12 protein-coding genes and 2 pseudogenes are annotated in these 22,790 nt (G+C 72.9%); 6 read left to right on the top strand and 8 right to left on the bottom strand.

The window, feature by feature from the left end; translation table 11 throughout:
* Nucleotides 1-307: 307 nt before the first annotated feature.
* Nucleotides 308-1,366, top strand: coding sequence for a class I SAM-dependent methyltransferase (locus LUZ64_RS29360; RefSeq protein ID WP_232398964.1), 1,059 nt, complete (start codon nt 308-310; stop codon nt 1,364-1,366).
* 11 nt (nt 1,367-1,377) lie between these two features.
* Here LUZ64_RS29360 and LUZ64_RS29355 read toward each other — a convergent pair whose 3' ends face one another.
* Genes LUZ64_RS29355 through LUZ64_RS29335 form a run of 5 tightly spaced genes read right to left on the bottom strand, consistent with a single transcriptional unit; the run spans nt 1,378 to nt 14,738 of the window.
* Nucleotides 1,378-2,529 carry a glycosyltransferase gene (locus tag LUZ64_RS29355; protein ID WP_095583878.1) on the bottom strand — a complete coding sequence of 384 codons (1,152 nt, stop codon included), beginning with the start codon at nt 2,527-2,529 and terminating at the stop codon, nt 1,378-1,380.
* Entirely contained in the window at nt 2,526-3,326 is an 801-nt protein-coding gene (locus LUZ64_RS29350) for an alpha/beta fold hydrolase (RefSeq protein ID WP_095583879.1), read from the bottom strand. Before LUZ64_RS29350 ends, LUZ64_RS29355 begins: the two co-directional genes overlap by 4 nt.
* Nucleotides 3,323-3,619, bottom strand: coding sequence for an acyl carrier protein (locus LUZ64_RS29345; RefSeq protein ID WP_095583880.1), 297 nt, complete (start codon nt 3,617-3,619; stop codon nt 3,323-3,325). Before LUZ64_RS29345 ends, LUZ64_RS29350 begins: the two co-directional genes overlap by 4 nt.
* On the bottom strand, nt 3,616-7,989 hold the full coding sequence (locus tag LUZ64_RS29340) for a beta-ketoacyl synthase N-terminal-like domain-containing protein (protein ID WP_267897211.1): 4,374 nt from the start codon (nt 7,987-7,989) through the stop codon (nt 3,616-3,618). The genes LUZ64_RS29345 and LUZ64_RS29340 overlap by 4 nt, the downstream gene beginning before the upstream one ends.
* On the bottom strand, nt 7,986-14,738 hold the full coding sequence (locus tag LUZ64_RS29335) for a type I polyketide synthase (RefSeq protein ID WP_232398976.1): 6,753 nt from the start codon (nt 14,736-14,738) through the stop codon (nt 7,986-7,988). The genes LUZ64_RS29340 and LUZ64_RS29335 overlap by 4 nt, the downstream gene beginning before the upstream one ends.
* 292 nt (nt 14,739-15,030) lie before the next feature.
* Here LUZ64_RS29335 and LUZ64_RS29330 point away from each other — a divergent pair.
* The 3 genes and pseudogenes from LUZ64_RS29330 to LUZ64_RS37850 all read left to right on the top strand — a co-directional run.
* Nucleotides 15,031-15,321: pseudogene (locus tag LUZ64_RS29330) on the top strand (TetR-like C-terminal domain-containing protein); the annotation flags it as partial.
* Nucleotides 15,322-15,417: 96 nt separating this feature from the next.
* Nucleotides 15,418-16,935, top strand: a pseudogene (locus LUZ64_RS29325) (AMP-binding protein); the annotation flags it as partial.
* A gap of 3 nt (nt 16,936-16,938) precedes the next feature.
* Nucleotides 16,939-17,544, top strand: a complete 606-nt coding sequence (locus LUZ64_RS37850) for a putative immunity protein (protein ID WP_372478756.1) — start codon at nt 16,939-16,941, stop codon at nt 17,542-17,544.
* A 144-nt stretch (nt 17,545-17,688) separates the two neighbouring features.
* Here LUZ64_RS37850 and LUZ64_RS29320 read toward each other — a convergent pair whose 3' ends face one another.
* Nucleotides 17,689-18,405, bottom strand: coding sequence for an RICIN domain-containing protein (locus LUZ64_RS29320; protein ID WP_267897212.1), 717 nt, complete (start codon nt 18,403-18,405; stop codon nt 17,689-17,691).
* A 175-nt stretch (nt 18,406-18,580) separates the two neighbouring features.
* On the opposite strand from LUZ64_RS29320, the gene LUZ64_RS29315 reads away from it, so the two are divergent.
* Together LUZ64_RS29315 and LUZ64_RS29305 are read left to right on the top strand one after the other, a co-directional pair.
* On the top strand, nt 18,581-19,123 hold the full coding sequence (locus tag LUZ64_RS29315) for a DUF1707 SHOCT-like domain-containing protein (protein WP_095583883.1): 543 nt from the start codon (nt 18,581-18,583) through the stop codon (nt 19,121-19,123).
* A 233-nt stretch (nt 19,124-19,356) separates the two neighbouring features.
* On the top strand, nt 19,357-21,363 hold the full coding sequence (locus LUZ64_RS29305; RefSeq protein ID WP_232398962.1) for an ABC transporter ATP-binding protein: 2,007 nt from the start codon (nt 19,357-19,359) through the stop codon (nt 21,361-21,363).
* 69 nt (nt 21,364-21,432) lie between these two features.
* Here LUZ64_RS29305 and LUZ64_RS29300 read toward each other — a convergent pair whose 3' ends face one another.
* A complete protein-coding gene (locus tag LUZ64_RS29300; RefSeq protein ID WP_095583885.1) occupies nt 21,433-22,599 on the bottom strand; it encodes a methyltransferase domain-containing protein in 1,167 nt (388 codons plus the stop codon).
* A complete protein-coding gene (locus tag LUZ64_RS29295) occupies nt 22,596-22,736 on the bottom strand; it encodes a hypothetical protein (RefSeq protein ID WP_170116895.1) in 141 nt (46 codons plus the stop codon). The genes LUZ64_RS29300 and LUZ64_RS29295 overlap by 4 nt, the downstream gene beginning before the upstream one ends.
* Nucleotides 22,737-22,790 lie beyond the last annotated feature (54 nt).

The raw sequence follows: 22,790 nt of genomic DNA, 5'->3' as shown, positions 1-22,790 counted from the left end.
GAGGCGCGATGCGCGAGCACATGTCGCCTCGGGGTAGCACAGCTCACGCCGCGAGTACTGGCCCCCGGCACCGCTGGTGACGAGGCAGCGGCGAATTCCTCCGCCGACAGCACCCGACCGCTGTGCCACGCTCCATGGCCTCCATCGCCTCCATACCGAGCCATCGTTCCCCCACCGGCGGTTCCTCACGCGGTACAAAGGCCCGAACACGGTGGCGGCTCGCCTGACAATGCCCCCTGTCCCTCCTTGGGGTTGCTCAAGGCCGTCCGCCGGTTCGGAACGCCGGAGGAGTGGTACGACATCAAACGTGACGACGCGAGCCGAGCACATCGCCACCCTCCGTCCCGGCTACCAGCAGGATCTGGCGTCCGGCACCGGGCGGTTCTTCGAACCCCGGCAGGAGGTCTGCCCCTGGTGCGGGTCGAACCGGCTGCGCGAGCGGCTGCGCACCACCGACCTTCTCCAGCACAAGCCCGGCACCTTCGTCATCGACCGGTGCCTCACGTGCGGCCACCACTTCCAGAACCCCCGGCTCAGCGAGCAGGGCCTGGAGTTCTACTACCGCGACTGCTACGACGGGATCGGCCGGGAGCACGCCGAGAAGCTCCTCGGGGCCTCGGGCAGCAGACAACACCACCGGGCCGCCGCGGAGTCCATGCGCCATCTCGTCGACCCCGAGCGCTGGCTGGACGTCGGCACAGGCTACGGATACTTCCCCGAAGCGGCGCGGCAGGTGTTCCCCAAGACCACGTTCCACGGCCTGGACCAGGGTGAAGGCGTGACGTTCGCCGAGGCGGAAGGGCGGATCGACCAGGCTCTGCGAGGCCTGTTCACGCACCTGGCCCCGTCCCGGGCAGGGCAGTACGACGTGGTGAGCATGCACCACTATCTGGAGCACACCCCCGATCCTCGCGCGGAGCTGCGGGCCGCACGCACCGCGCTGGCTCCCGGCGGGCTGCTCCAGATCGAGGTACCGGACCCCGAGTCGGCGTACTCCCGGATGCTGGGCCGCTGGTGGCTGCCGTGGTTCCAGCCCCAGCACCTGCATCTGATGCCCTGCCGCAACCTCCGGGAGGCTCTCGGCGACGCCGGCTTCACCGTGGTGAACGTGGAACGCCGGGTGCCGCACCGGCCGGTGGACCTCGCCGCCGCAGTGGCGCTCCGGCTCTCCCACCTCATGCCCCGGGACGACGCCCCCTGGCACCCTCGGCCGCCGTCCACCACGGCCCGGCGCGTGCGGAAGCTCGCGCGGACGGGCGGCCTGCCGGCCGTGGTGGCCGCGTACGCCCTCGATCTGTCCTTCGGCCCGGTCGCCCGGCGCACGTCCTTCTCCAACGCCTACCGGCTCCTCGCCCGCCGGGGCTGAGACCACTACGGTCACGGGCGTGCCGCGAGCATCTCCAGGTGTCCGGCGGCCGCACCGGCGCCTCCGGCCGCGCGCAAGCGGTCCCGCAGGCGCCGGGCGGCGGCCCGGTGGTCCGGCCCGTCCAGCACGGTGTCGAGCGCCGCTCCCAGCCGGACGTGGTCGTCGCGGCCGAAGCGCACCCGCACCGCCGCACCCGCGTCCGTGGTCCGGGCGGCCACGAAGGGCTGGTCGTCGCGGATGGGGGCCACCACGAGCGGAACGCCGTGCCACAGCGATTCGGTGACGGTGTTGTGTCCCGCGTGGCAGATCACCGCTGACATCCTGGGCAACAGGTCGAGTTGAGGGGCCCTGGGAAGGGTGAGCACGGTGGCGTCCGCCGTCCCGGCCAGCGCCCCGCCGGGATCGGTGATCACGGCCTGCAAGCGGTGCGCCCGGTGCCGTACGGCCTCCACGCACTCGGCCAGAAAGCGGCCGCCGATATCGGTGTTGACCGTCCCGAGGGAGACCAGGGCGGTGGCCCGGTCCGGGTCGAGCCACTCCCAGGGGAAGTCCGGCGCCGCACCGCGGGTGTGCAGGGCGGGACCCACGAAGCGCACGCCGGGCACCGTCGTGTCCACCAGCTCGGCGACGGTGTAGGCCAGGACGAGATCGGGGGAGAACCGCGGATCGTGGGTGGCCCCGGGATCGCCGAACCGCTCGCGCAGCCCCGTGAGCAGGGAGCGGATCCACATCTCGATCCCGGGCAGGGCGGCGACGTAACCGCCGACTTCCGCCGGGGTGGTGGCCGAGGTGGCCCAGCGCACCCCGAGCCGCTCGGCCGCCAGGGCCCCGGCGAGAGCCTGCTGGTCGGCCACGACCACGTCCGGGCGGAACGCGCCGATCGCCTCCCGCGTACCCGGGGTCATCGCCTCGGCCAACGGCAGGAGGAAGTCCTCCCACAGGAACCGCAGCGCCGCGGCCCCCCGCGACCCGGGCGGCCGGCACGCCCGCGCCGGGCTCGCGCAGGGGTACACCTCGGCGTCGGCGCCGACCGCGTCCAGCACGGTCTCGGGAGCCGCCGCCCAGGCCACGCGGTGGCCTCGTTCGGCGAGTTCGGCGGCGACGGCCGCCGCCGGGTTGATGTGCCCCACGAGCGGGGGGACGACGAAGAGGAACCTGCTCATGGCGTACGCGCCCCCTGCGGGCGTCGGTGGCCCTCGCGCATCCAGTCGACCAGCAGCTCACCGACCGTCTCGCGGGCGTCGACGAGGACGCGGTGCCCGTGACCGGGGATGGTGACGCTGCGGCAGCGCGGCAGGACGCGTGCCAGTGCGGGCGCGGTCGGGGCGAGCGGGGAGTCCCCGCCGTAGAGGGCCAGTACCGGCACGTCGAGGGAGCTCCAGACGGCCTCTTCCCGGGTACGGCTGGCCGCGATGTCCTCGACCAGGGTGGTGTCGAGCAGCAGGGTACGGGACTGGTGGGCCGCCCGGGCCGCGTCGCGGCCGTGTTCCCGCTCGATCGGGCCGACCGCCCGGGGATCGCGGGCCGCCTCCGCGAGCCGCGCGAGCAGCCGGCTCATCTCCCGTGCCCAGTCGTGGGTGGGGAGGACGGACTCGATCAGGACGGCGCCGATGAGCCGGTCCGGGTACTGAACGGCGAAGTCCATGGCGACCGCCCCGCCGAAGCAGTCGCCGACGAGGAAGAAGGGACGGTCGACGCCGAGGGTGTCGAGGAGGGCGAGGAGATCGTCGGTGAACGTCTCGAGCCGGTAGCCGGTGTGCGGTCGTTCGCTCCGGCCGTGGCCGCGCTGGTCGTACATCACGACGCGGTGGCCGGCGGCCGCGAGTTCGCCGGCCACACTGAAGTAGTAGGCGGCCAGGCTGTTGAGGGTCAGGCCGTGGACGAGCACCACGACCGGCCCGCCGGGATCGCCCAGGCACTCGACGTTGAGGCGGGTGGGTCCGACGTGCAGGGCTGTCATCGCAGGCGGTCCACGATGTGGTGCACCAGGTCCCCGACGGAGAGATCCGCGATCCGGTCGATGTCGAGCGAGGCGAAGTAGGCGGGGAAATCGACGCGTTCACCGTAATGGGAGCGCAGTTCGGCGGTGAGGGCGACCAGGTCGATGGATTGCAGGTCCAGGTCCTCCACGAAGCGGGTCTCCATCGTGACGGTCCCCGGGTCCGGCGGGAAGTCTTCGAGCACCACGTCCAGTGCCTCGATGACCCGGGTCAGGGCTGCGGTCGCGTCGGTGTCGGGGGATGCGGTGGTCATGACTGCTGTCCATTCATCTGAGTCTTTGGCGGAGAGTGAGCCTCGTCCATGGCGGTCCAGGCCACGATGTAGCTCCTGGGCCGTGCCCCGGGCGGGTTGTCGACGCGCGCGAGGCGGATGGTGTACGAGCGGCCCGAGGGCGCCCGGACGGTGAGGGCGTCGGCGCGGCCGGGGTCCGTGGCCGTGACGAGGAATCCGCGCGGATCGCCGCGCAGCCCTGTGCCCTCCGCCTTCGCGGCCGCCTCCTTGGCCGTCCAGAACCGGGTCAATTGCTCGGGCCCGCCGCCGAGGTCCTGGAACAGCGCGCGTTCACCGGGGGCCAGCACGGTGTCACGGGTCGCGGCGGGGCGTTCGGTGATCTCCTCGATGTCGATGCCGACCCGGGTGCCCGCAGGCCGTACCAGCGCGACGGCCGCCTCCTGGCAGTGCGCGAGGGACAGGTCCAGCGGTGGCAGCCGGAGTCCGTGCACACCTTCCGGGCGGGGGCGCCCCGAGGGTTCGTTGCGCACCCGCACCTCACCGGGGAAGACCGGCCCCGCCCCGTGGTCCCACAGATGGCGGCGCACCGCGTCCTTGGCGGCGACCCTGCCGAGCAGCCACTGCCGTCGGCCGCGCACGGGACGGCGCGCGAAGGCAGCGCGTTCCTCACCGGCGAGCTGGCAGAGCATCATCAACTCCAGTGACGCCGGGTCGGGCCACTGGTCGAAGACGAGCTGCCAGCCCCCTGGCTGGGGGGCCGACAACGTGTGGCGGTCGGACCTGCGCCGCACGGCGATCGTGGTGGGGTTCGAGTCGAATCTCCGATCCTGCCAGCCGTGGATCACGGCCCAGACCCGCCCCTCGTGCACGAGTCGCGCGTCTGCTTCGAGCAGCTTGTCCGTGAGCCGGGTGATCCGGATATGACAGTCGACACGGGAGCCGCGGGCAGGAGGCGGGCCATGGAAGACGATCTCCCGGACGCCTACGGGGAGGACGTCCACCCGGTCGGTATGCGTCACCATCAGCCAGTAGCCGATCAGCTGACCGACGCTGTCGAGAAGAACTCCGGGCGCGTCCAGGCAGGTGAGGACGCCCCGGACGTGCCGTTCCCCCAGGGCGACGATGTCGGTGACTCCCTGGAAGCCCGGCCCGTGGAACATCCACCCCTGCTCGTACAACTCCCGGGCGGAGATGGGCGGTGCGGTCTCGGGCTCGTCGCAGGGCCACGGGGCGGGCGGCTCCGGGTATGCGGCCGCCGTCCGGATGTCGGCGCGCGCGTAGTGGCCGAACGCGGCCCGGTACCATCCGTCACCGTCCTGACCAGCGGTGACCGTCAATTCCACGCGGGCGGGCGGTGTCGCCACCACCCATTCCAGGAAACGGGCGTCGCGCAGGGCGACGGGGGTCCCCGCGGCGCCGGCGGCGTCCAGCATGAGCTGGACGATGGTGGTGGCGGGGACGACGGGCCGGCGGTCGGCCAGGTCGGGCCAGTCGGGACGCTGCCGGTAGAAGCAGTGGTCGAGGAGGTACGGCATATGGTCGACGTCGACCTCGACGACGCGCTGGGCGACGGCGGGAGCCGTCGCGCGGGACGTCGCCCGCCCGGGCTCACGAGGACGCTCCGCGGCGGTGAACAGCTCGGCCGCGGTGGTGGCCGTCTCGGTGAGCAGCGCCTCGAGTTCGGCGGCGGCGGGGATGCGCTGAGCGAGATCGCGCAGCGGGGTGCCGGAGCCGCGCCCGGTCCGGCCCAGCGCGGCGCGGAGCCGCTCCCGGTCCTGCGGCCGCAGCGACACCGGTCCCGTCCCCAGGTCGATGCCCACTGTCGCGCGGCGCCCGCCGAGAGCGGTGAGGTCAGGCTCCGCGCCGACCGTCCACAGTGCGGCCGCGACCCGGTCGAGCTGGGCGAGGCCGCTGCGGCGCGGCGAGTTCGCGGCGACGGCCAGGTGTGCCCGGCCGGCGAGTGTGTCCCCGATCAGCGCCGGGAGCTGGCCCGTGCCGACCTGGACGAAGACGCGGAATCCCGCCGCGTACATGGCTTCGGTCAGTTGCCGGAAGCGGACCGGTTCGAGGAGGTGACGGATGAACAGGTCACGGATGCCGGCCTCGTCGCCGGGGAACGGCGCCACCAGCGTGGCCGACCACACCGGCGTCCTGGGCGGGTGGATGGCGAGGTGGGGCAGCGCGTCCCGCAGCCCGTCGAGGTACGGGGCCAGCATCGGGGTGTGGAATCCCGACTGGAAGGTCAGGACGCGGCCGAGGACGCCTTCGCCGCGAAGCCGGGCCGCGAGGGCTTCCAGCTGTTCCTGAGGGCCGCAGACGACGCATTGGTGCGGGGCGTCGTCGTGGGAGAGGGCGACGCCGGGGTATCCGGGGAGGGCGTCCTCGACCTGTGCGGCGGGGGCGCCCAGGGCCAGGAAGGAGAGCGGGGGAAGCCGCAGGTGCCGGACGACGGCGTCGCGCAGCGCGGCCCCCGGCCTGTCCTCGCGGAAGATCCCTCCCGCGATCATCGCGGTCCATTCGCCCGCGCTGTGGCCGGCCACGGCGTCCGGGCGGATTCCCATGCGGTCGAGTGCGGCCGACAGCAGTCCGCCGACATCGAACAGGGCGGCGGTGTGAGCGGTGACGTCACCGGCTTTCAGCTGCCCGGTGTCCGGGCGCTCTGTGCCGAAATGGTCGGCGACGTCGTCCACCCGAGGGGAGAACGCGGCCTCCAGGCCCGGGAAGACGAATGCCGTCCGTCCCGCTCCGGGTCCGAGGAGTGGCGTCGGCGCGAACCACAGGTCCCCGCGTCCGCCCCACAGTCTTCCTCTCGCCACGGCCTTGCGCGCCAGCGCGAGCCGGCGGTCGCCGGGCCCCGCGATCGCCAGCCGGGCCGGACCGCTGCCGCACGCGTCCACGGCGCGCAGGGCCGCGTCGTCCGTGTCGAGCAGTGCGGCCAGGGCCTGGGGACTGTCCGCCGACAGGCGCAGCACCCGGTCGCGTTCGGTGACGGCGGCCCGCCGTGGCCGGGAGGCGGGGGCCGGGGTGGGCTGCCCCGGTGGCCCCTCCAGCACCACGTGGGCGTTGATCCCGCCGAAGCCGAAGGCGTTGACCGCCGCCCGCCGTACGCCGGCCTCCCAGGGACGGGCGGCCGGAGCCGGGCGGAAGCGGGTGGCCCGCAGGGCCGGGTGCGGGGCGTCGCAGTGCAGGGTCGGCGGGAGGACTCCGTGGTGGATCGCCAGGGCCGCCTTGACCATGCCCACGGCGCCGGCCGCCGGCATGGTGTGCCCGATCATCGACTTCACCGAGCCGAGCACGGCGTCGGGCCCGGTGTCCGGCACGCCGAACACCTCCGCCAGCACGGCCAGCTCGGCGGCGTCACCCCCCGGGGTACCCGTGCCGTGGGCCTCCAGGAGGCCGAGCGCGTCCGGCGCGGCGGGGTCGAGTCCGGCCTCCGCCCAGGCGAGCCGTACCGCGCGGGCCTGACCGGCGGGGTCCGGGGTGACCAGGGAGGCGGTGCGTCCGTCGGAGGCGAGCCCCACGCCCCGTACGACCGCGTACACCCGGTCGCCGGACCGCTGGGCGTCGGCGAGCCGCTTGAGCACCATGACGCCCGTGCCCTCGGCGAGCAGCATGCCGTCGGCGTCGCGGTGGAAGGGCCGGATGCGCTGGGAGGGGGACAGGGCGCCCAGGTCGGCGAAGACGCTCCACAGGGTGGCGTCGTGGCAGTGGTGCACTCCCCCGGCCAGCATCACGTCGCACCGCCCGCGGGTCAGTTCCGTGACCGCGTGGTCCACGGCGACCAGGGAGGAGGCGCACGCCGCGTCCACGGTGTAGGCGGGGCCGCGCAGATCGAGGCGGTTGGCGACGCGGGAGGCGGCGAAGTTCGGTACGAGGCCGAGCCCGTCGCCGGGGCCGTACGGGCCGAGCGCGTCGAGGAAGGCCGTGCGCAGGAGGCCTAGCCGCTCGTCGTCGAGGTCCGGCAGCACCTCCCGCATCGTCCGCGTGAGCTGGGCCGATGTCCGTACGCGCTGATCCAGGCGGGACGTGCGCGGGGTGAGGTAGCCGCCCCGGCCGAGCACGATCCCGACGCGGGCACGGGCACCGGGCAGGGCGCCGCCCGCGTCGGCGAGGGCCGCGGCCGCGGTGCGTAACGCGATCAGCTGGTCGGGTTCGGTACCGGGCACCGCCGTCGGCATGATCCCGAACTCGGCGGGATCGAAGTCGACGAGGCCGTCGACGAAACCGCCGCGACGGCACGTGATCCCTTCCGGGTGCCAGCGCCCCTCCGGGACGGCGGTGATGGCGTCGAAGCCGTCGACGAGGTTGCGCCAGTACGTGCCGAGGTCGCCCGCGCCGGGCACGGTCACCGCCATCCCGATGATCGCGACGGGCTCGCGGGCCGCGGTCACGGGAGCCTGCCCGGAGCCGTGAGGACCACCTCGTCGACGTCCGCGTGGCCGTGGGCGAGTTCGCGGAACAGGGCGCGTACACCGTCCTCCGGGTCGATGAGCCCGATGCCGTTGCGGGCGAATTCACGGGCGAGTTCCGGCCCGACCATGCCGGGGTGGGACGGGTCGGGCGCCCACGGGCCCCAGTGGACGGTGAGCGTGCGGCTTCCGGTGTCCCGCCGCCAGTGCCGGCCCAGGGCCGCGAGGGCGTCGTTGGCGGCACTGTAGTCGGCTTGGCCCCGGTTGCCGAGGACGGCGGTGACGGAGCCGAACAGGACGGTCAGGCGCGGCAGCGAGGGCAGGCCGCGCAGGGCGGAGAGGAGGGCGTGGGCGCCGTCCACCTTGGTGCCGTGGACGCGCTCGAAGGAGCCGGGCTGTTTGTCGGCGAGCAGCTGGTCCTCGATGACGCCGGCCGCGTGGACGACGGCGTCGACGCGGCCCGTCCGGGCGTGGATGTCCTTGAGGGTCGCGTGCACGGCCGCGGCGTCCCGGAGGTCGAGACAGTGGTAGCGGGCCTGCCCGCCGGCGGCGGCGATCTCGGCGAGGGTCGCGGCGACTTCGCGCCGGGCGAGGACACGGCGGGCCTCGCGGTCGATCTCGGCGGTGGCCAGGCCCCCGCGCCCGGCGAGGACCGAGCGCAGGGCGGTGATGCCGGGGGCCCGGCCGGTGTCGGGGTCCTCCGCGGCGTCGGCCATGTCGGTGCGGCCCAGGAGCTCGACGCGGCATCCGGCGGCGGCGAGGGTGGTGGCGACGCGGGCCGTGATGCCCCGGGCCCCGCCGGCGAGGAGGGCCACGCTGCCGGGGCCGAGACCGGCGGCGAGGGCGTTCGCCGTGGCGTCACCGTCGGTCTCGGGCCCGAGCGGGGCCGGGTGGAGCTCCGGCCCCAGTCGGACGCCTTCGGCGGTGTGGCGGACGACGGGGCACCGGTCGGGGGCGAGGAGTTCACGGACGAGGTCGTCCGCGAGCGCGGTGACGGGGCGGTCGGGGGCGAGCGTGACGGCGCGGGCCAGGGTGTCCGGGTACTCCCGCGCGACGGCTCGGAAGAACCCGTCCAGCCCCGCCGTGCGGGTGTCCTGTCCGGCGGGCCGGGCGCACAGCAGCCAGCGCGGGCCGTCGCGCAGGACGGCTTGGAACAGCGGGAATCCGGCCGGCAGCACGGGGTCGGTGCCGGGCCCGAATGCGGCGAGGTGGATGACGCCGTCATCGCACCGGTGGCTCTCTTCCGGGCCCGGACGGCTACCGGACCGGGCGGCGGCCCCGAGCGCGCGGAGGCGCTCGACGAGCGCGCGAGCGAGTGGCGTGTCCTCGGACAGCACCAGGAAGCGGCGCCCGCGCAGGGCGGCGTCGTCGGGCTCGGGCGCACCGGTGAGCGGGGCGTCCCGGAGCAGGTATCGCGCGGTGGCCGTGGCGCCCGCGGGCGTCGGGGCGGCTTCCTCCTCCTGCCGCTCGCCGAGCAGCCTCGCCTTCAGCCGGTCCGCGAGTGCCGCCGCCGTGCGGGCCTGGAGCAGGTCTTCCAGATCCTGGTCCGCCGGCGCGTTCCGATCCGTACCGGCCGCTCCGGTCAGCCGTCGGCCGAGCTCTCCCACGATCTCGGTGCGCTTGATCGAGTCGATGCTCAGCTCGGCTTCGAGGTCCAGGTCGGGCTCGATGAGTTCCAGCGGATAGCCGGTCCGCTCGCTGATCACGGACCGCACCGTCCTCAGCACGTCCGGTCCGGCAGCGGCGGTGACGGCCTCGGCCCTCGGTTCGGGCACGGGCGCGGGCGCGGGCGCGGGCAGGGACACGGGCACGGCCGGAGCGTCCGGCATGTCCGATGTCCGCGCCGCCTGCCCCGCGCCGAAGTACGCCAGCAGTACGTCCCGCTGTGCCGCCACCATCTCCCGGCTTCCCCGGAGGAATTCGGTCAGCAGGCCGGGGCCGTCCGTTCGCTCGGGAGGTGGCGCGAGGGACCCGATCCGCCGCGCCGGTTGCAGTCCCCCGGGCAGCGGCGCCCCGTCGGCCGTGCGGACGAGGTGCCCGTCGACCGTCCAGCCCGTCCGCTCCGGTACCGCCTCCGGGTCGGCGACGCGCGCGTCGCGCCCGGCGAACAGCCGCTCCGCCACCACCGGGACGCCCGCCACCGCCAGACGGGCCAGGGCCTGGAGGTGCCCGGGCAGCCCGGCGTCCGGGTGCGGTTCGAAGGGGACGGCGAGGTGCGGGCGTGAGCCGAGAACGGCACGGACCAGTCCCGTGAGCACCGTTCCGGGCCCCGCTTCGACGAACACCCGCGCCCCGGCCTCGTACATCGCCTCGATCTGCTCGACGAACCGCACGGGCGCGGCGATCTGCTCGGCAAGCCGCTCCCGTACGCCCGAGGAACCGTCCGGATAACGGTCGGCCGTCGTGTTGGACCAGACCGGGAATTCGGGCGTACGGAAGGAGCGACCGTCCAGCTTCCGGGCGAATTTCTCCACGGCCCCCGCGACGAGAGGGCTGTGGAAGGCGCAGGAAACGGGGAGGCGGCGCGTGGCCAGCCCGGCGCCGGCAGCGGCGGCGAGGGCCCGCTCGATGGCCGGGGCGCTCCCCGAGACGACGCTCTGGGCGGGCGCGTTGTGGTTGGCGACGACCACCTTGCCCAGCAGCCCGGCCTCCTTGAGAAGCTCCTCGGCCTCCCCCGGTTCCGCCGCGACGACGGCCATGGTGCCGGGTTCGTCCCCCACCGCTTCGGCGATCGCCTCGGCGCGCGCGACGCTGAGGTCCAGCACGGCGTCGGGGGAGATCACGCCCGCCGCGCCGAGGGCGACCAGTTCCCCGTACGAGTGGCCGGCCGCCATGTCGGCCCGTACGCCGAACCTCTTGAGCACGTCATGGGCGGCCAGGCAGACGGCCCCCAGGGCGGGCTGGGCGTGACGGGTGGCGGCGAGGCGAGCGCGCCCGGCTTCGCGGGTCGCGTCGTCGAACGTCGCGGGGGGAAAGAGGACGTCGGCGGGCGCCCGGCGCAGGTGGCGCCGGGTATCGGGGAAGGCGATGAGGAGGTCGGCGAGCATGCCGGGGCGTTGGCTGCCCTGGCCGGGGAAGAGGACAGCGATCTTGCCGGGATCAGGGGTGTCCGACCGCTCCGCGCCGGCACTGCCACCATCCGGCGCCTCAGGCAGCTCATACTGCTCCGGTAGAAACACCCCCTTTCTCGGCTCCCCCGCGATCACCGCCCGCAGCAGCTCCGGCAGTTCGTCGAGGGATGCCGCGACCACGGCGGCGCCGGCCCGGTGCGCTCCGGTGCGGCGGGCGGCGGTCAGGGCGAGGTCGCGCAGTCGCCAGGGCCGCCCGGAGCGGTCGTTGATCTCCGTCAGCCGCAGCATCTCGCGCGCGTCTTCCGCGTTTCGCAGTACGAGGAGTTCGGCGGGCCAGAGGTCGTGGCCGCAGCGCGGTGGCGCGGCTCCGGCGTGGCCCCGCAGCACGGCGTGGAAGTTGGCGCCGCCGAAGCCGAAGGCGCTCACACCCCCGACCCGCTGCCCTACGGGCCGCGCCCACGGCAGCGGCCTGTCGTGGAAGACGAACGGGCTGCTGTCCGCGTCCCAGGCGGGGTCGGGCCGCCGCAGATGCAGGGTGGGCGGCCGTACGCCCGTGTGCACCGCGAGGGCGGTCTTGATCAGCCCGGCGAGCCCGGCGGCACACTTGGTGTGCCCGATCTGGGACTTGACCGAGCCGATGACGCAGCTTCCCGGTGCCGCCCCGGATTCGGTGAACACCTCGGTGAGCGCGGCGAGTTCGGCGCGGTCGCCGACGGCCGTACCGGTGCCGTGTGCTTCGATGACTCCCACGGCGGAAGGGGCGATGCGGGCCTGCGCGTAGGCCCTTTCCAGGGCGGCGCGCTGCCCCTCCCGGCGGGGCGCCGTGAGCCCGAGCGAACGCCCGTCGCTGCTGCTGCCCACGGACTCGATGACGGCGTAGACGCGGTCGCCGTCGCGCTCGGCGTCCGCGAGCCTCTTGAGGACGACGCAGGCGACGCCCTCGCCGAGCGCGATGCCGTCGGCTCCGGCGTCGAAGGGGCGGCACCGGCCGGTCGGTGAGAGGACGCGGGCGGAGGAGAAGAGGAGGTAGTCCTTGATGCCGTTGTGGAGGTCGGCGCCCCCGCACAGGGCGAGGTCCGCGGCCCCGCCGCGCAGCTGGGCGCAGGCGGCGTCGACGGCGGTCAGGGAGGAGGCGCAGGCCGCGTCGACGGTGTAGTTGGCGCCGCCGAGGCCGAGCCGGTTCGCGATGCGCCCGGCGATGACGTTGCCGAGCATGCCGGGGAAGGTGTCCTCGGAGAGGGCGGGCAGCCGGGCGGCCAGCTCCTCGGGGAGGCGGCCGAGGTAGGAGGGCAGGACGGCGCGCAGGACGGCGGCGTCCGAGGTGTCGCTGCCGGAGCCCGCGCCGAAGATCACGCAGGTGCGGTCCCGGGGTGGCTCACGGTGGTCGTAGCCGGCGTCCGCCAAGGCCCGCGCGGCGGTCTCCAGCGCGAGCAGCTGGACGGGTTCGATGGCGGGCAGGGAGGCCGGGGGGATGCCGTAGCGCAGTGGGTCGAACGGGACGCGGGGCAGGAAGCCGCCCCACTTGGAGGCGGACACGTCGTGTGCGGTAGCCCCGGGCCCGTGGTGGACGGAGACGTCCCAGCGTTCGGGCGGAATCTCGGTGACGGCGTCGACGCCGGAGAGCACATTGCCCCAGAAGGCGGTCAGGTCCGGGGCCTCCGGGAACACACAGGCCATGCCGATGACGGCGATGCCCAGCGGTTCGGGTGCCGCCGCCCCTTCCCCGCCCGAGGGTGACGGCGCCGACGTCGCTTTCGCACGCCGCTCGTAGAACTGCGCCGCCGCTTCGCCGACCTGACGGTGCAATGCGGCGACGGTGGTCGTGGCGGTACGCAGGACGGCGGCCTCACCGGCCATGAAGAGGCCCTCGGCGAGCTGCCGTGGCTCGTCGACGCCCTGAAGGGTGCCTTCGACGCGCTCCACGCCCTTGCCCGCGATCCGCAGCCTTCCGAGGTTGAGCCGCTCCAGCTCCTCCCACGCCTGCCGCTCGGGCACGCCCCGTCTGCTCAGTTCCTCTCTGTGGGCCTCGTGCGTGTCGCAGTACGGGCTGGGCAGGCAGCGGGTCGCCTGACCGGGCCCGGTACGCAGGACGGCGGTCCGCCCGGCGGCGATCGCCTGCCGCTGGTACAGGGGGCGGATGGCGTCGCGGGCGACGGCTTCCTCGGTGAAGAGGTAGGCGGTGCCCATGATGATGCCGGTGGCGGCGCCGCGCGCGCGGATTCCGCAGCCGAGCGCGGCGACCATGGCGGCCGAGCGCTCGTCGTGGATGCCGCCCGCGAAGAGCACCTCCGGCGCGGGGTCGCCTTCGTCGCGCCGCGCGGCAAGGAAGTCGTCGAGGACGGCGAGTTGGGCCTCCCAGAGAGGGAAGCTGTTGTACGGTCCGATGTGGCCGCCGCATTCGGCGCCCTCGAAGACGAAGCGCCGGGCGCCCGCCGCGAGGAATTGCTCCAGCAAGCCCGGCGAGGGTACGTGCAGGAACGTACGGACGCCGTGCTTCTCCAGATCGGCGGCCTGCGCGGGCCGGCCGCCCGCGATGATCGCGTGGGTGGGGCGGGCGTCACGCACGGCCGCGAGCTGGGCGGCCCGGACGTCCTCGGGCGCGAAGCCGAGGAGGCCGACGCCCCAGGGGCGGTCTCCGAGCTCGGCGCGGGTCCCTTCGAGCAGGGTCCGGGTGTCCTCCGGACCCGCGAGCGCCAGGGCGAGGAACGGCAGTCCCCCGGCGTCCGCGACGGCCGCCGCGAAACCCGGCCGGTCGCTGACGCGCGTCATCGGCCCTTGAACGACGGGCAGTTCCGTGCCGAGCGCACGGCTCATCGGAGAGCCGGGCCGCAGCGCTTCGGGCGCGCTCCGGTCCCGTGCGGCCCGGTCGGCGGCGTCATGGACGGCTCGCACGGCGACGGGCACGGATTTGTACGCCCGCGCGAAGCGGCGGGCGAGGAAGGCGTCTTGGCCGAGTTGCGGCGGTCTGCCGCGCAGGGTCCCGGGGAGGCCCGGGGCCTTGCTCGGGTCGAGGTGACGGTAGCCGTTCTCGTGGAGGGTTTCCGTGCCGTCCAGGAACCGCAGGGCCGCGGCGAGCCCGGGCGCGGTGTCGGCCTCGTCCAGGAGGGCGAGCTGGACGTCGAGGACCACCCCGGCGGCGCCACCGAGGACGGCGGCAGCGGCGGTGTGCGGCCCGATGCCGCCGCAGGCCCACACGGGCACGCTGATCCGGTCGTCGTCGAGGAGCTGCTGGAGCAGGACGAACGTGGACAGCTCACCGGCCGGCCCACCGCACTCGCTGCCCCGCGCGACGATACCGACCGCTCCGGCGGCCACCGCCGCACGGGCCTCACGCGGGCAGCGCACCTCCGCGATGACGGTTCCGGGGCGGAAGGCTCCCGGGCCCAAGGGGGAGTCGGGCGCGGTCAGTACGTGGGACAAGCCGTCGCCGTCGAGCGTGAAGAGCTCGTCGGGCCGCAGCGCGCACTCGGCGGAGACCCTGACACCGAAGGAGCCGGGTGTCCAGGCCCGGGCGAGCTCCAGCGCGTCACGGGCGGCCCCGGCAGCGCTTCCGAGGTCGACGACCCCGAGCCCGCCCGCTCTGCTGACGGCGGCGGCGAGCCGCGCGTCCGGCTCCCCGAAGGGGCTGACGCCGATCACCAGGGGCAGGGCCGTTGCCACCGCCAAGGGATGCCTCCTTCGTGCGTGCCGACACCGATCAACTTCTCCATCGTGCGCGCCAAGTAATGCTTAGCGGAAGGAAGTTCACTCCTACGAGCGCAAGTCCATCCGGTAGCCGACGAGAGCACGGCGTGTGCGGCAGCCGAGGTCACCACGCGGATCACCGGCCGGGCCGAGGACCTGCCGCCCGGGCCTCTGCCCATGCGACGGCGTCACGGACGACAAAACGGGTTGCCTGACGAGATCAGGCAACTTCAAAATCCCATAAGATCGCTGAGGGGGAGCCATGACACGAGAGCGCGCGGGCCTGGCCGCCGCCACCCGATTCCGGCTCGATCCGGACACGGCGGCCGAAAGCGCCGCCCCCAGGCATTCCTTGATGCCGCGGGCGATCCTGCGCGGCTACGAGCTGACCGAGCCCGAACAGGCCCACGCTGTACGCCTCCTGGGCCGCGTCATCCACGGCCGCATCAGCCTGGAGGCGACCGGCGGCTTCAGTCACGGCGTCTCCGCGACCCAGGACAGCTGGATCCGGTCCCTTGACCGTCTCGACGCCCTGCTGCGGAACGGGCCCGCGTCCTGATCCGATCCCGCATCACGCGCTTCACGACACGGCGCCGTAAACCGGCCACTACGCGATGCGCGCGAACTGCCCCACACCCGTCCAAGGAGTCCGAGCATGTCCGTTGCCGCCCTGCCCTTTCGTTCGTTCGTGGACGACATCCTGGATTCGCTCGGGGCCGCCCCCTCCCGGGAGGCACTCGTACACCAGGAGCGGCGGATCACCGCCGGCGAGTTCCGTGATCTGATCCACCGGCTGGCGCACGCGCTGCGCGCCCAGGGCCTGGAGCGCGGGCAGACCGTCACGCTGCTCAGCGGGAACCTCCCCGAGGTCCTGGCCGCCCGCTACGCCGCCAACCTGCTCGGCTGCCCGGTCACCCACCTCTACAACAAGCTCTCCCCCGACGCCCAGGCCGCCATCGTCCGCGATGTGGAGACCCGGGTGCTGATCGTGGACCCCGCCTACGCCGCGCGCGCCGCCGAGATCACCGACCGGGCCCCGGTCCCGCACGTCCTGACCCTCGGCGTCAGCGAGATCGGCACCGACCTGCTGGAGCTGGCCGCAGCCGAGCCCGCCGAGCCGGTGTCGGGCCTGGCCCGCCCCGAGGACATCTGCTCCATCCGTCACACCGGCGGCACCACCGGCCACCCGAAAGGCATCTGCACCAGCTTCGAAAGGGCCGGCAGGATGCGGCCGAGGCCCGGCGTGGAAGAGGCCGACCGGCCCCGGCAGCTGGTGCCGACCACCCTCGCGCACGGCGCCGGGATGATCGCCGACCACCTGCTGGCCGAGGGCGGCACCGTGGTGTTGCAGGAGGACTTCGACCCCGGTCAGGCACTCGCGGCGATCGAACGCGAGCGCATCACCCACCTCCTCCTGCTGCCGCCGCTGCTGTACCGGCTGACGGACCACCCGGACGCGGACCGCACCGACACCTCCAGCCTGCGCCAGCTGACCTACGGCGGCTGCCAGGCGTCCCCGGCCCGCATCGCCGACGCGATACGCCGCTTCGGCCCCGTCCTCCGGCAGGGCTACGGCCAGAGTGAGTGCGGCAGCGTCAGCGTCCTCGGACCCGAGGACCACGACCTGACCCGCCCCGGGCTGCTGCGCACCGCGGGCAAGGTACTGAACGGGGTCGAGGTGGTCATCCGCGACGCGCACGGCGACGACCTGCCCCACGGCGAGCACGGCGAGATCTGCGTCCGCTCCGGTCACCTCATGCAGGGCTACTGGAAGCGGCCCGAGCTGACCGCCGAGGTTCTGCGGGACGGCTGGCTGCACACCGGCGACATCGGATTCCTGGACTCCGAGGGCTACTTGACCGTCGTCGACCGGATCAAGGACATGATCGTCGTGGTCGGCGGCCACGTATACACCAGCGAACTCGAAGACCTCCTCAACTCTCACCCCCAAGTGCTGCACAGCGCCGTCTTCGGCGTGCGCGACGACGACCGCACGGAACAGGTGCACGCGGCCGTGGTACGGGCCCCGGGCGCCGAGGTGACCGCCGACGAGCTGCGGGCCATGGTCCGTGAGCAGCGCGGCGCGATGTACGAACCGGCGCGCATCACCTTCACCGGGCAGCTGCCGCTGACGGACGCGGGCAAGCCGGACAAGAAACTGCTGCGATCGCGCGGCGTGACAGAACCCGGTCGCCGCGAAGCCGCAACCGGCCCTCGTCGTGGACGGTGGTGCGGGACAGCCGCGCCGAGCGAGATCGTTCTGAGCAAGCAGGACCTTCGTGAGGTCACCGCGTTCGCCGCGGGGTGTGCCGAGGTAGTGCTCAAGACATTCGAGGCCGACCAGCCGGGCGACCCGCGGCCTAGGGACGCTGTCAGTGCCGCGCGGGAGTTCGCCAAGGGCGGCGAACGCGGGAAGTATCTGCGCGACACGGCGTCGGCGGCCCTCAAGGCGGCCAAGAGCGCGGACACCGCGGCTGCACGCGAGGCAGCGTGGGCAGCGGTGTCCGCGGCAGGCGCCGCCTACCTGCATCCGTTGGCCAAGGCCACCCAGGTCAAGCACATCCTCGGAGCCGGCGCCTACGCGGCCAGAGCGGCCGAACTCGTCGCCGACGACGACCGGAGGGTTGGTGCCGAACATCTTGAGCAGACAGTGCGTCGTGCGACACCGGTCGTCGTTGACGTGCTCAAACGCTTCCCGGCAGCACCGAGTGGCGGCGGACGGGTTGGTGAGCTGATCCGCATGCTGGACGCCGGCCTTCGTTCACTCACCTTCGTCGAGTGACTCTCGGCGTCCAGGCCACGCGGCCCATATCCGTCGGTGATTGACTTCGCCCCGATGCCCCGATCGTCTCCGAGGGCCGGCAGCAAGGCGAGCTCGGGCAACGGCTTCCCTGGTAACCAGGTACGACAGGAGAGCGCAGGTCTTTCACGGCCCGTAGATCAGGGTCCATTTCTGATTGGGCAGTCCCTGATTGTCATTGGTCACGACCGGGGATTCGTTGGCCCCGCCCCATCCGCGGTCGGGTTCGAGGACGCGGCCGAAGAGGTTGGCGATCCGGGCGGGGTCGGCGCTGTGGGCGGGGTCCACGTACCAGAGCTGATCCACGTTGGTGAACGATCTGTCGCAGTCGCTCAGCCACGTCGCCCAGCCACTGGGCCCTTGGGCATATCCGGCCAGGCAGCGGCCGTCCCTGCGAGTGGCCATATGGTAGGCGCCGTGGCCGTCGGCGATCAGGTCCCAGAGCTGGTACGGCTCGCCTGTGCAGTTCCACACCCGCATCCGGTCGTCGCCCGCCGGCATGCCCATGCATCGGCCCGTGCCATGGTTCCGTACCTGGAACGGGCCGACCGCGGCGCGTGCCGCGGGTTCGGCGGCCCGGCCAACGGCGTCCGAACTCGGCCCGACGGACGCCAGTGCCGTGAGCAGTCCGGCGAGAACCAGTGCCCGCCGCGTACGCGATAGCCTCAAGATTCCTCCTGTCCCAAGTGGTGTGACGGGGCACCACGATTCCCCGACGCAAATGCGAGAGAACGGGGTTGAGCGGCTAAACCCCTCGAACGAGTACCGTCCTCGCTCCAGCGGCCACCTCGATCTCAGACAACGGCCGCCATGTCCTTTGGAACGGGGAGATCCACCGGACACGCCCCCGTGCGAGCCGGTCCTGGAGGCGATCCGGGGTCCCGGTCCCCCGACTACTCCTCCCGCCCCGCAGGAGCCCGGACCGGGTGAGGCCTACAGGGCGTACAACTCCCGCCCCCTTTTATCCGCTACGGGCCTTGGCGCGCTCTCGACGCCGGCACGGCAGTAGGGTGAAACGGTGACCTCCTTACCGGAAAACTCGCCGCGGCCGATCGGCGAAGACGACCGCAATACGGCCGTGCAGCGCCTGCAGCAGGCGTACGCCGAAGGGCTCCTCTCGCACGAGGAGTTGGATGAACGCCTCCACCACGCGCTGACCGCCAAAGCACAGGGCGAGCTCGTGTCGGCGCTGGCCTCACTACCGGCGGAGCAACCGGACACCACGTCGACGATCGCCGCCGCCGGCGGACGGATCCAGCGGCGCGGCGCATGGCGGGTACCTCGGATCCTCAAGATCGAGTCCGCGTTCGGACGGGTCCGCCTGGATCTGTCCCAGGCGATCATCGAGCATCCGGTGGTCGACATCGAGCTGCGGCTCGGCAGTGGCAGGGCCAAGATCACGTTGCCTCACGACGCGGTCGTCGACGTCGAGGGTTTGCGCACCGAGTGGAAGGACCTGCACTACAAGGTCCAGGCGAGTTCCCGCCCCGGCGGGCCGAAGATCCGCATCTCCGGGACCATGGGATTCGGACGATTGAAGATCCGCCACGCCCGGCGTTGAGGCTCCGTCCGGCGCTTCTCCCGATCTCGTCGAACCGGTGGATCACATCGCGCGCACTGCCCTCGTCGGCCTGGACCGGCTGGGTGATCGCCAGTACCCGGTTCCACCGGCCGGGACAGGTAGCGTCATCGCGTGCCACGCCCGCCGACCCGGCGAACCTGTGCGGTGTCTCGCACATACAGTCGCAGGCCTCTGCCGTGCATAACGATCGGCGTCCGCCGGCCAGGTGCTGTGTGACATCTTCCAGCCCGGACGCCGACACCGGAGGTGCGATGAAGCTGCTCCGCAAACCGACCGCCACCCAACCCCCCATCTCGAAGTCCGAACAGCTCCTGTTCTCCGGCACGTTGCGTCACGACAAGACATGGGCCCAGCACGCAGACCCCTTGCTGCGCATGAGTTTCTGGTCCATGGCCCGGCAGTTCCCCACCATGCTCACTGTGATCGCCCGCATCGCCTGGCGCGAGGACCCCCGCGCCCTCGCCGTGCTCGTCGGCGCCCAGGTCGTCTCCGGTGTCATGACCGCGTTCCTGCTCGTCTCCATCAACCAGGTGCTCGTCGCCCTGTTCTCCAACGGGCCGACGTCCGACAAGCTCTGGGACGCGTTGCCCGCGCTGCTGTCGGGTGGCGCGGCGTCCAGCGCGTCGGTGCTGCTGGGGTGTCTGATCGTGAAGGTCGAGGCCCGTCTGTACCCGAAGATCGAGCTGGCCTGCGGGAGCGCGTACTACGAGATGATGTCGCGGGTCGAGATGGCCGCGATGGAGGACAAGGACATCCAGCGCAAGCTGGCCGCGGGGATCAACGGCACGGACAGCGTCCGCCGGATGCTCGACAGTTCGGTGTGGGTCGTCAGCGGCCTGATGAGCCTGACGGCCGCCGCGGTCGTGCTCGCCTCGTTGCACCCGCTCCTCGTCGGCGCGCTCGCGCTGATCGCGGCGCCCCGCTGGTGGGGCGCGGTCGTCGTCATGCGGCGGGCGTACGCCTCCCGGCACGCGTGGATCGACCACGCCCGGGCCGTGGACGTCCTGATCTACCCGATCACGCGGGCCGACGCGACGCCGGAGCTGCGTGTCCACGGCGCCGGGCGCGTCCTGGTGCACGCGCAGAAGGACATGGGTGCCACGGCGGCCAAGGAGAAGGAGCGGCTGGGCACCGCGGAGGCCGTCACCGAAATCATCGCGGCGACCATGTCCGGCACGGCCCGCGTGCTCGCGTACGCGCTGCTGTGGTGGCTGCTCGTCTCCGGGGGCATGCCGCTGGCCGCTGCCGGCACGGCCGTCTTCGCCATCCGCAATGCCACCGGCTACCTCAACACGGTCGTCAACCAGATGAACCAGATGTTCGAGGAGTCGCTGTACCTGACCGACATGAACAACGCGATCAAGCTCGGCAAGGATCACGCCATCCCCGTCGGCGGCGCCCCGGTGCCCGGAACCGGCGTCGATGTGGTCCTTCGGGATGTGTCGTTCCGGTATCCGGGCGCGGACAAGGACGCCCTGGTGGGGGTGTCGCTGACGATCCCGCCGGGCAAGGTCGTCGCGCTGGTGGGAGAGAACGGGTCCGGGAAGACCACGCTGGCCGCGCTCGTGGCCGGCCTGTACCTGCCGACCGGCGGCACGGTCTCGTACAACGGCGTGGAGGTGCGCGACGCCGACCGCGAGAGCGTCTTCGACCGGGTCGCGCTGCTGTCCCAGAGCGTCCAGGCGTGGCCGATGACGGTGAAGGCCAACGTGCACATCGGCGACGGTGGCAGACCGCTGGTGCAGGAGGACGTCGAAGCGGCGGCCGAGCGGGCCGACGTGCGCACGATCGTCGAGGAGCTGCCGCACGGCTGGGACTCGATCGCGATCAAGGGCTTCGAGCGAGGGACGAAGCTCTCCGGTGGGCAGTGGCAGCGCGTCGGTGTCGCCCGGGCCTTGTACCGGGGGCGGGCGCTGAACATCGTGGACGAGCCCACAGCCGCCCTCGACCCGCGGGCGGAGATCGAGATGTTCGAGTCGCTGCACGAGCTGACCGATGACGGCGCCACCTCGGTCCTGCTCATCACGCACCGTCTGGCTGCGACGGCCTCCGCGGACATCATCTACGTCCTGCACGAGGGGCGGCTGATCGAGTCGGGGAGCCACGGTGACCTGATGGCCATCAAGGACGGGCACTACCGGGGGCTTTACGAGCTTCAGGCCTCCCAGTACGCCGCCGAGGCCGACGGGGCGACGAAGGTACCCACCCAGCGAAGGTGACACGCGTGGAGATCCGGAACTCGATCAGCGGTCTCACCGTCCGCGACGGGCGCGTCCGGGCGGCGTGTGTCAGACCACGCCCCCGGGGAGAGGATTCTCCGGGGCGTCGAGCCACACGTGGTGTTCGCCGTCGGCCGTGACGCTCAGCCCGTACCGCGTGATCTCCGGCCGCCCCTGCTCGTCCCACCACGCGCGGGCCGCCAGCGTCTCGTCCCACAGGGACCTCGGGCCCTGTTGCAGAACGCTGTCGGCCTCGTCCCAGGCGTCGCAGCACACGGACGCGAACGACTGCCGGCCGTCCCACAGCAGAACGCGCCGACTGCCGCCGGTGACGCGCCGCATCGTCAGGCCGGACACCAGATGGCCGATCGCGAAGTCGGCGTTCCAGTCCCCGTCCAGGACCTTGTCCGGGTCGGCCGCCGAGGCCGACAACCGCTCTGCGCCGTCGCGCGGCGGACGGCCGCCAGGGGCCCGGTGCCCGCGGAGCCACATGTACGAGGCGATGTCCACGAACCGGCCTTCGGCCGTGCCGTCCTCGCCCACCGTGAGCCTGAGAAGCCCGCTGGCGGAGAACAGCGTTCCGTACGGGGTGAGAATGCTCCCGCCGGGGCGTACCTGCTCCCGCCACGCGCGGGGAATGGACCGTGCCGACGCCGTGCAGACCAGCCGGTCGAACGGCGCGCCGTCGGCGACCCCCATCTCCCCGTCGCCGCACACCACCCGGGCCGCGTACCCGGCCGTGCGCAGCTTGCGGGCGGCCTGGTCGGCCAGGGCCTCGTCCACTTCGATCGTGACGACGTTCCCCGGGCCCGCCCTCCTCTCGAGCAGGGCGGCGTTCACGCCCGAACCGGCACCGATGTCCAGCACCTTGTGCCCGGGTTCGAGGCCGAGGTGCCCGAGCTTGACGCACACGATGTCCAGCGCGGACACGGACGAGGTGGCGGCCCCGCCCACAGGTCCCTTCGTGGTGCGGGGGTCGTGCTCTCCGTCGTTGATCTGGGTCACGACCGCCTTCACCGGGTCGTAGACGACCCGCGCCCACTCCTTCGGCTCCTCCTCGTAGGAGAGCGGGCGGTAGCCGTCCCGGGCCCACTGCCAGACGTCACGCGGAACGAACCGTTCACGCTCGACTTCCCCAACCGCCTCGCGCGCCCAGGGCGCCCGATCGAAGCAGCCGCGCGCCGCGAGCTCGTCCACACAGGCGGCCCGCAGCGCCGGGAAGTCCGGAGCGGTCACTTGTTGTCGTCCTTACGGTGGTCGCCGCTGCCCTGAGGAGTACTGCCGTCGGACGAGGGCTCGCCGATACCGCCGCCGTGCTTGTCGGGGTTCCAGTCCTCTTGCTCCGCGTTCCCACCGCCGTGCTTGCCCGCCATGGCGCTGCCCCTCTCGTGTCGGTCGGACCGGTGGACGGGTCGCAGTCTGCCGCA

It is taken from the genome of Streptomyces albireticuli (genome assembly GCF_021228125.1).
GTDB classification, from domain to species: Bacteria; Actinomycetota; Actinomycetes; order Streptomycetales; family Streptomycetaceae; genus Streptomyces; species Streptomyces albireticuli.
The sequence above is the reverse complement of the archived record's forward strand: the minus strand, read 5'-3'. Positions and strand labels throughout refer to the sequence as shown.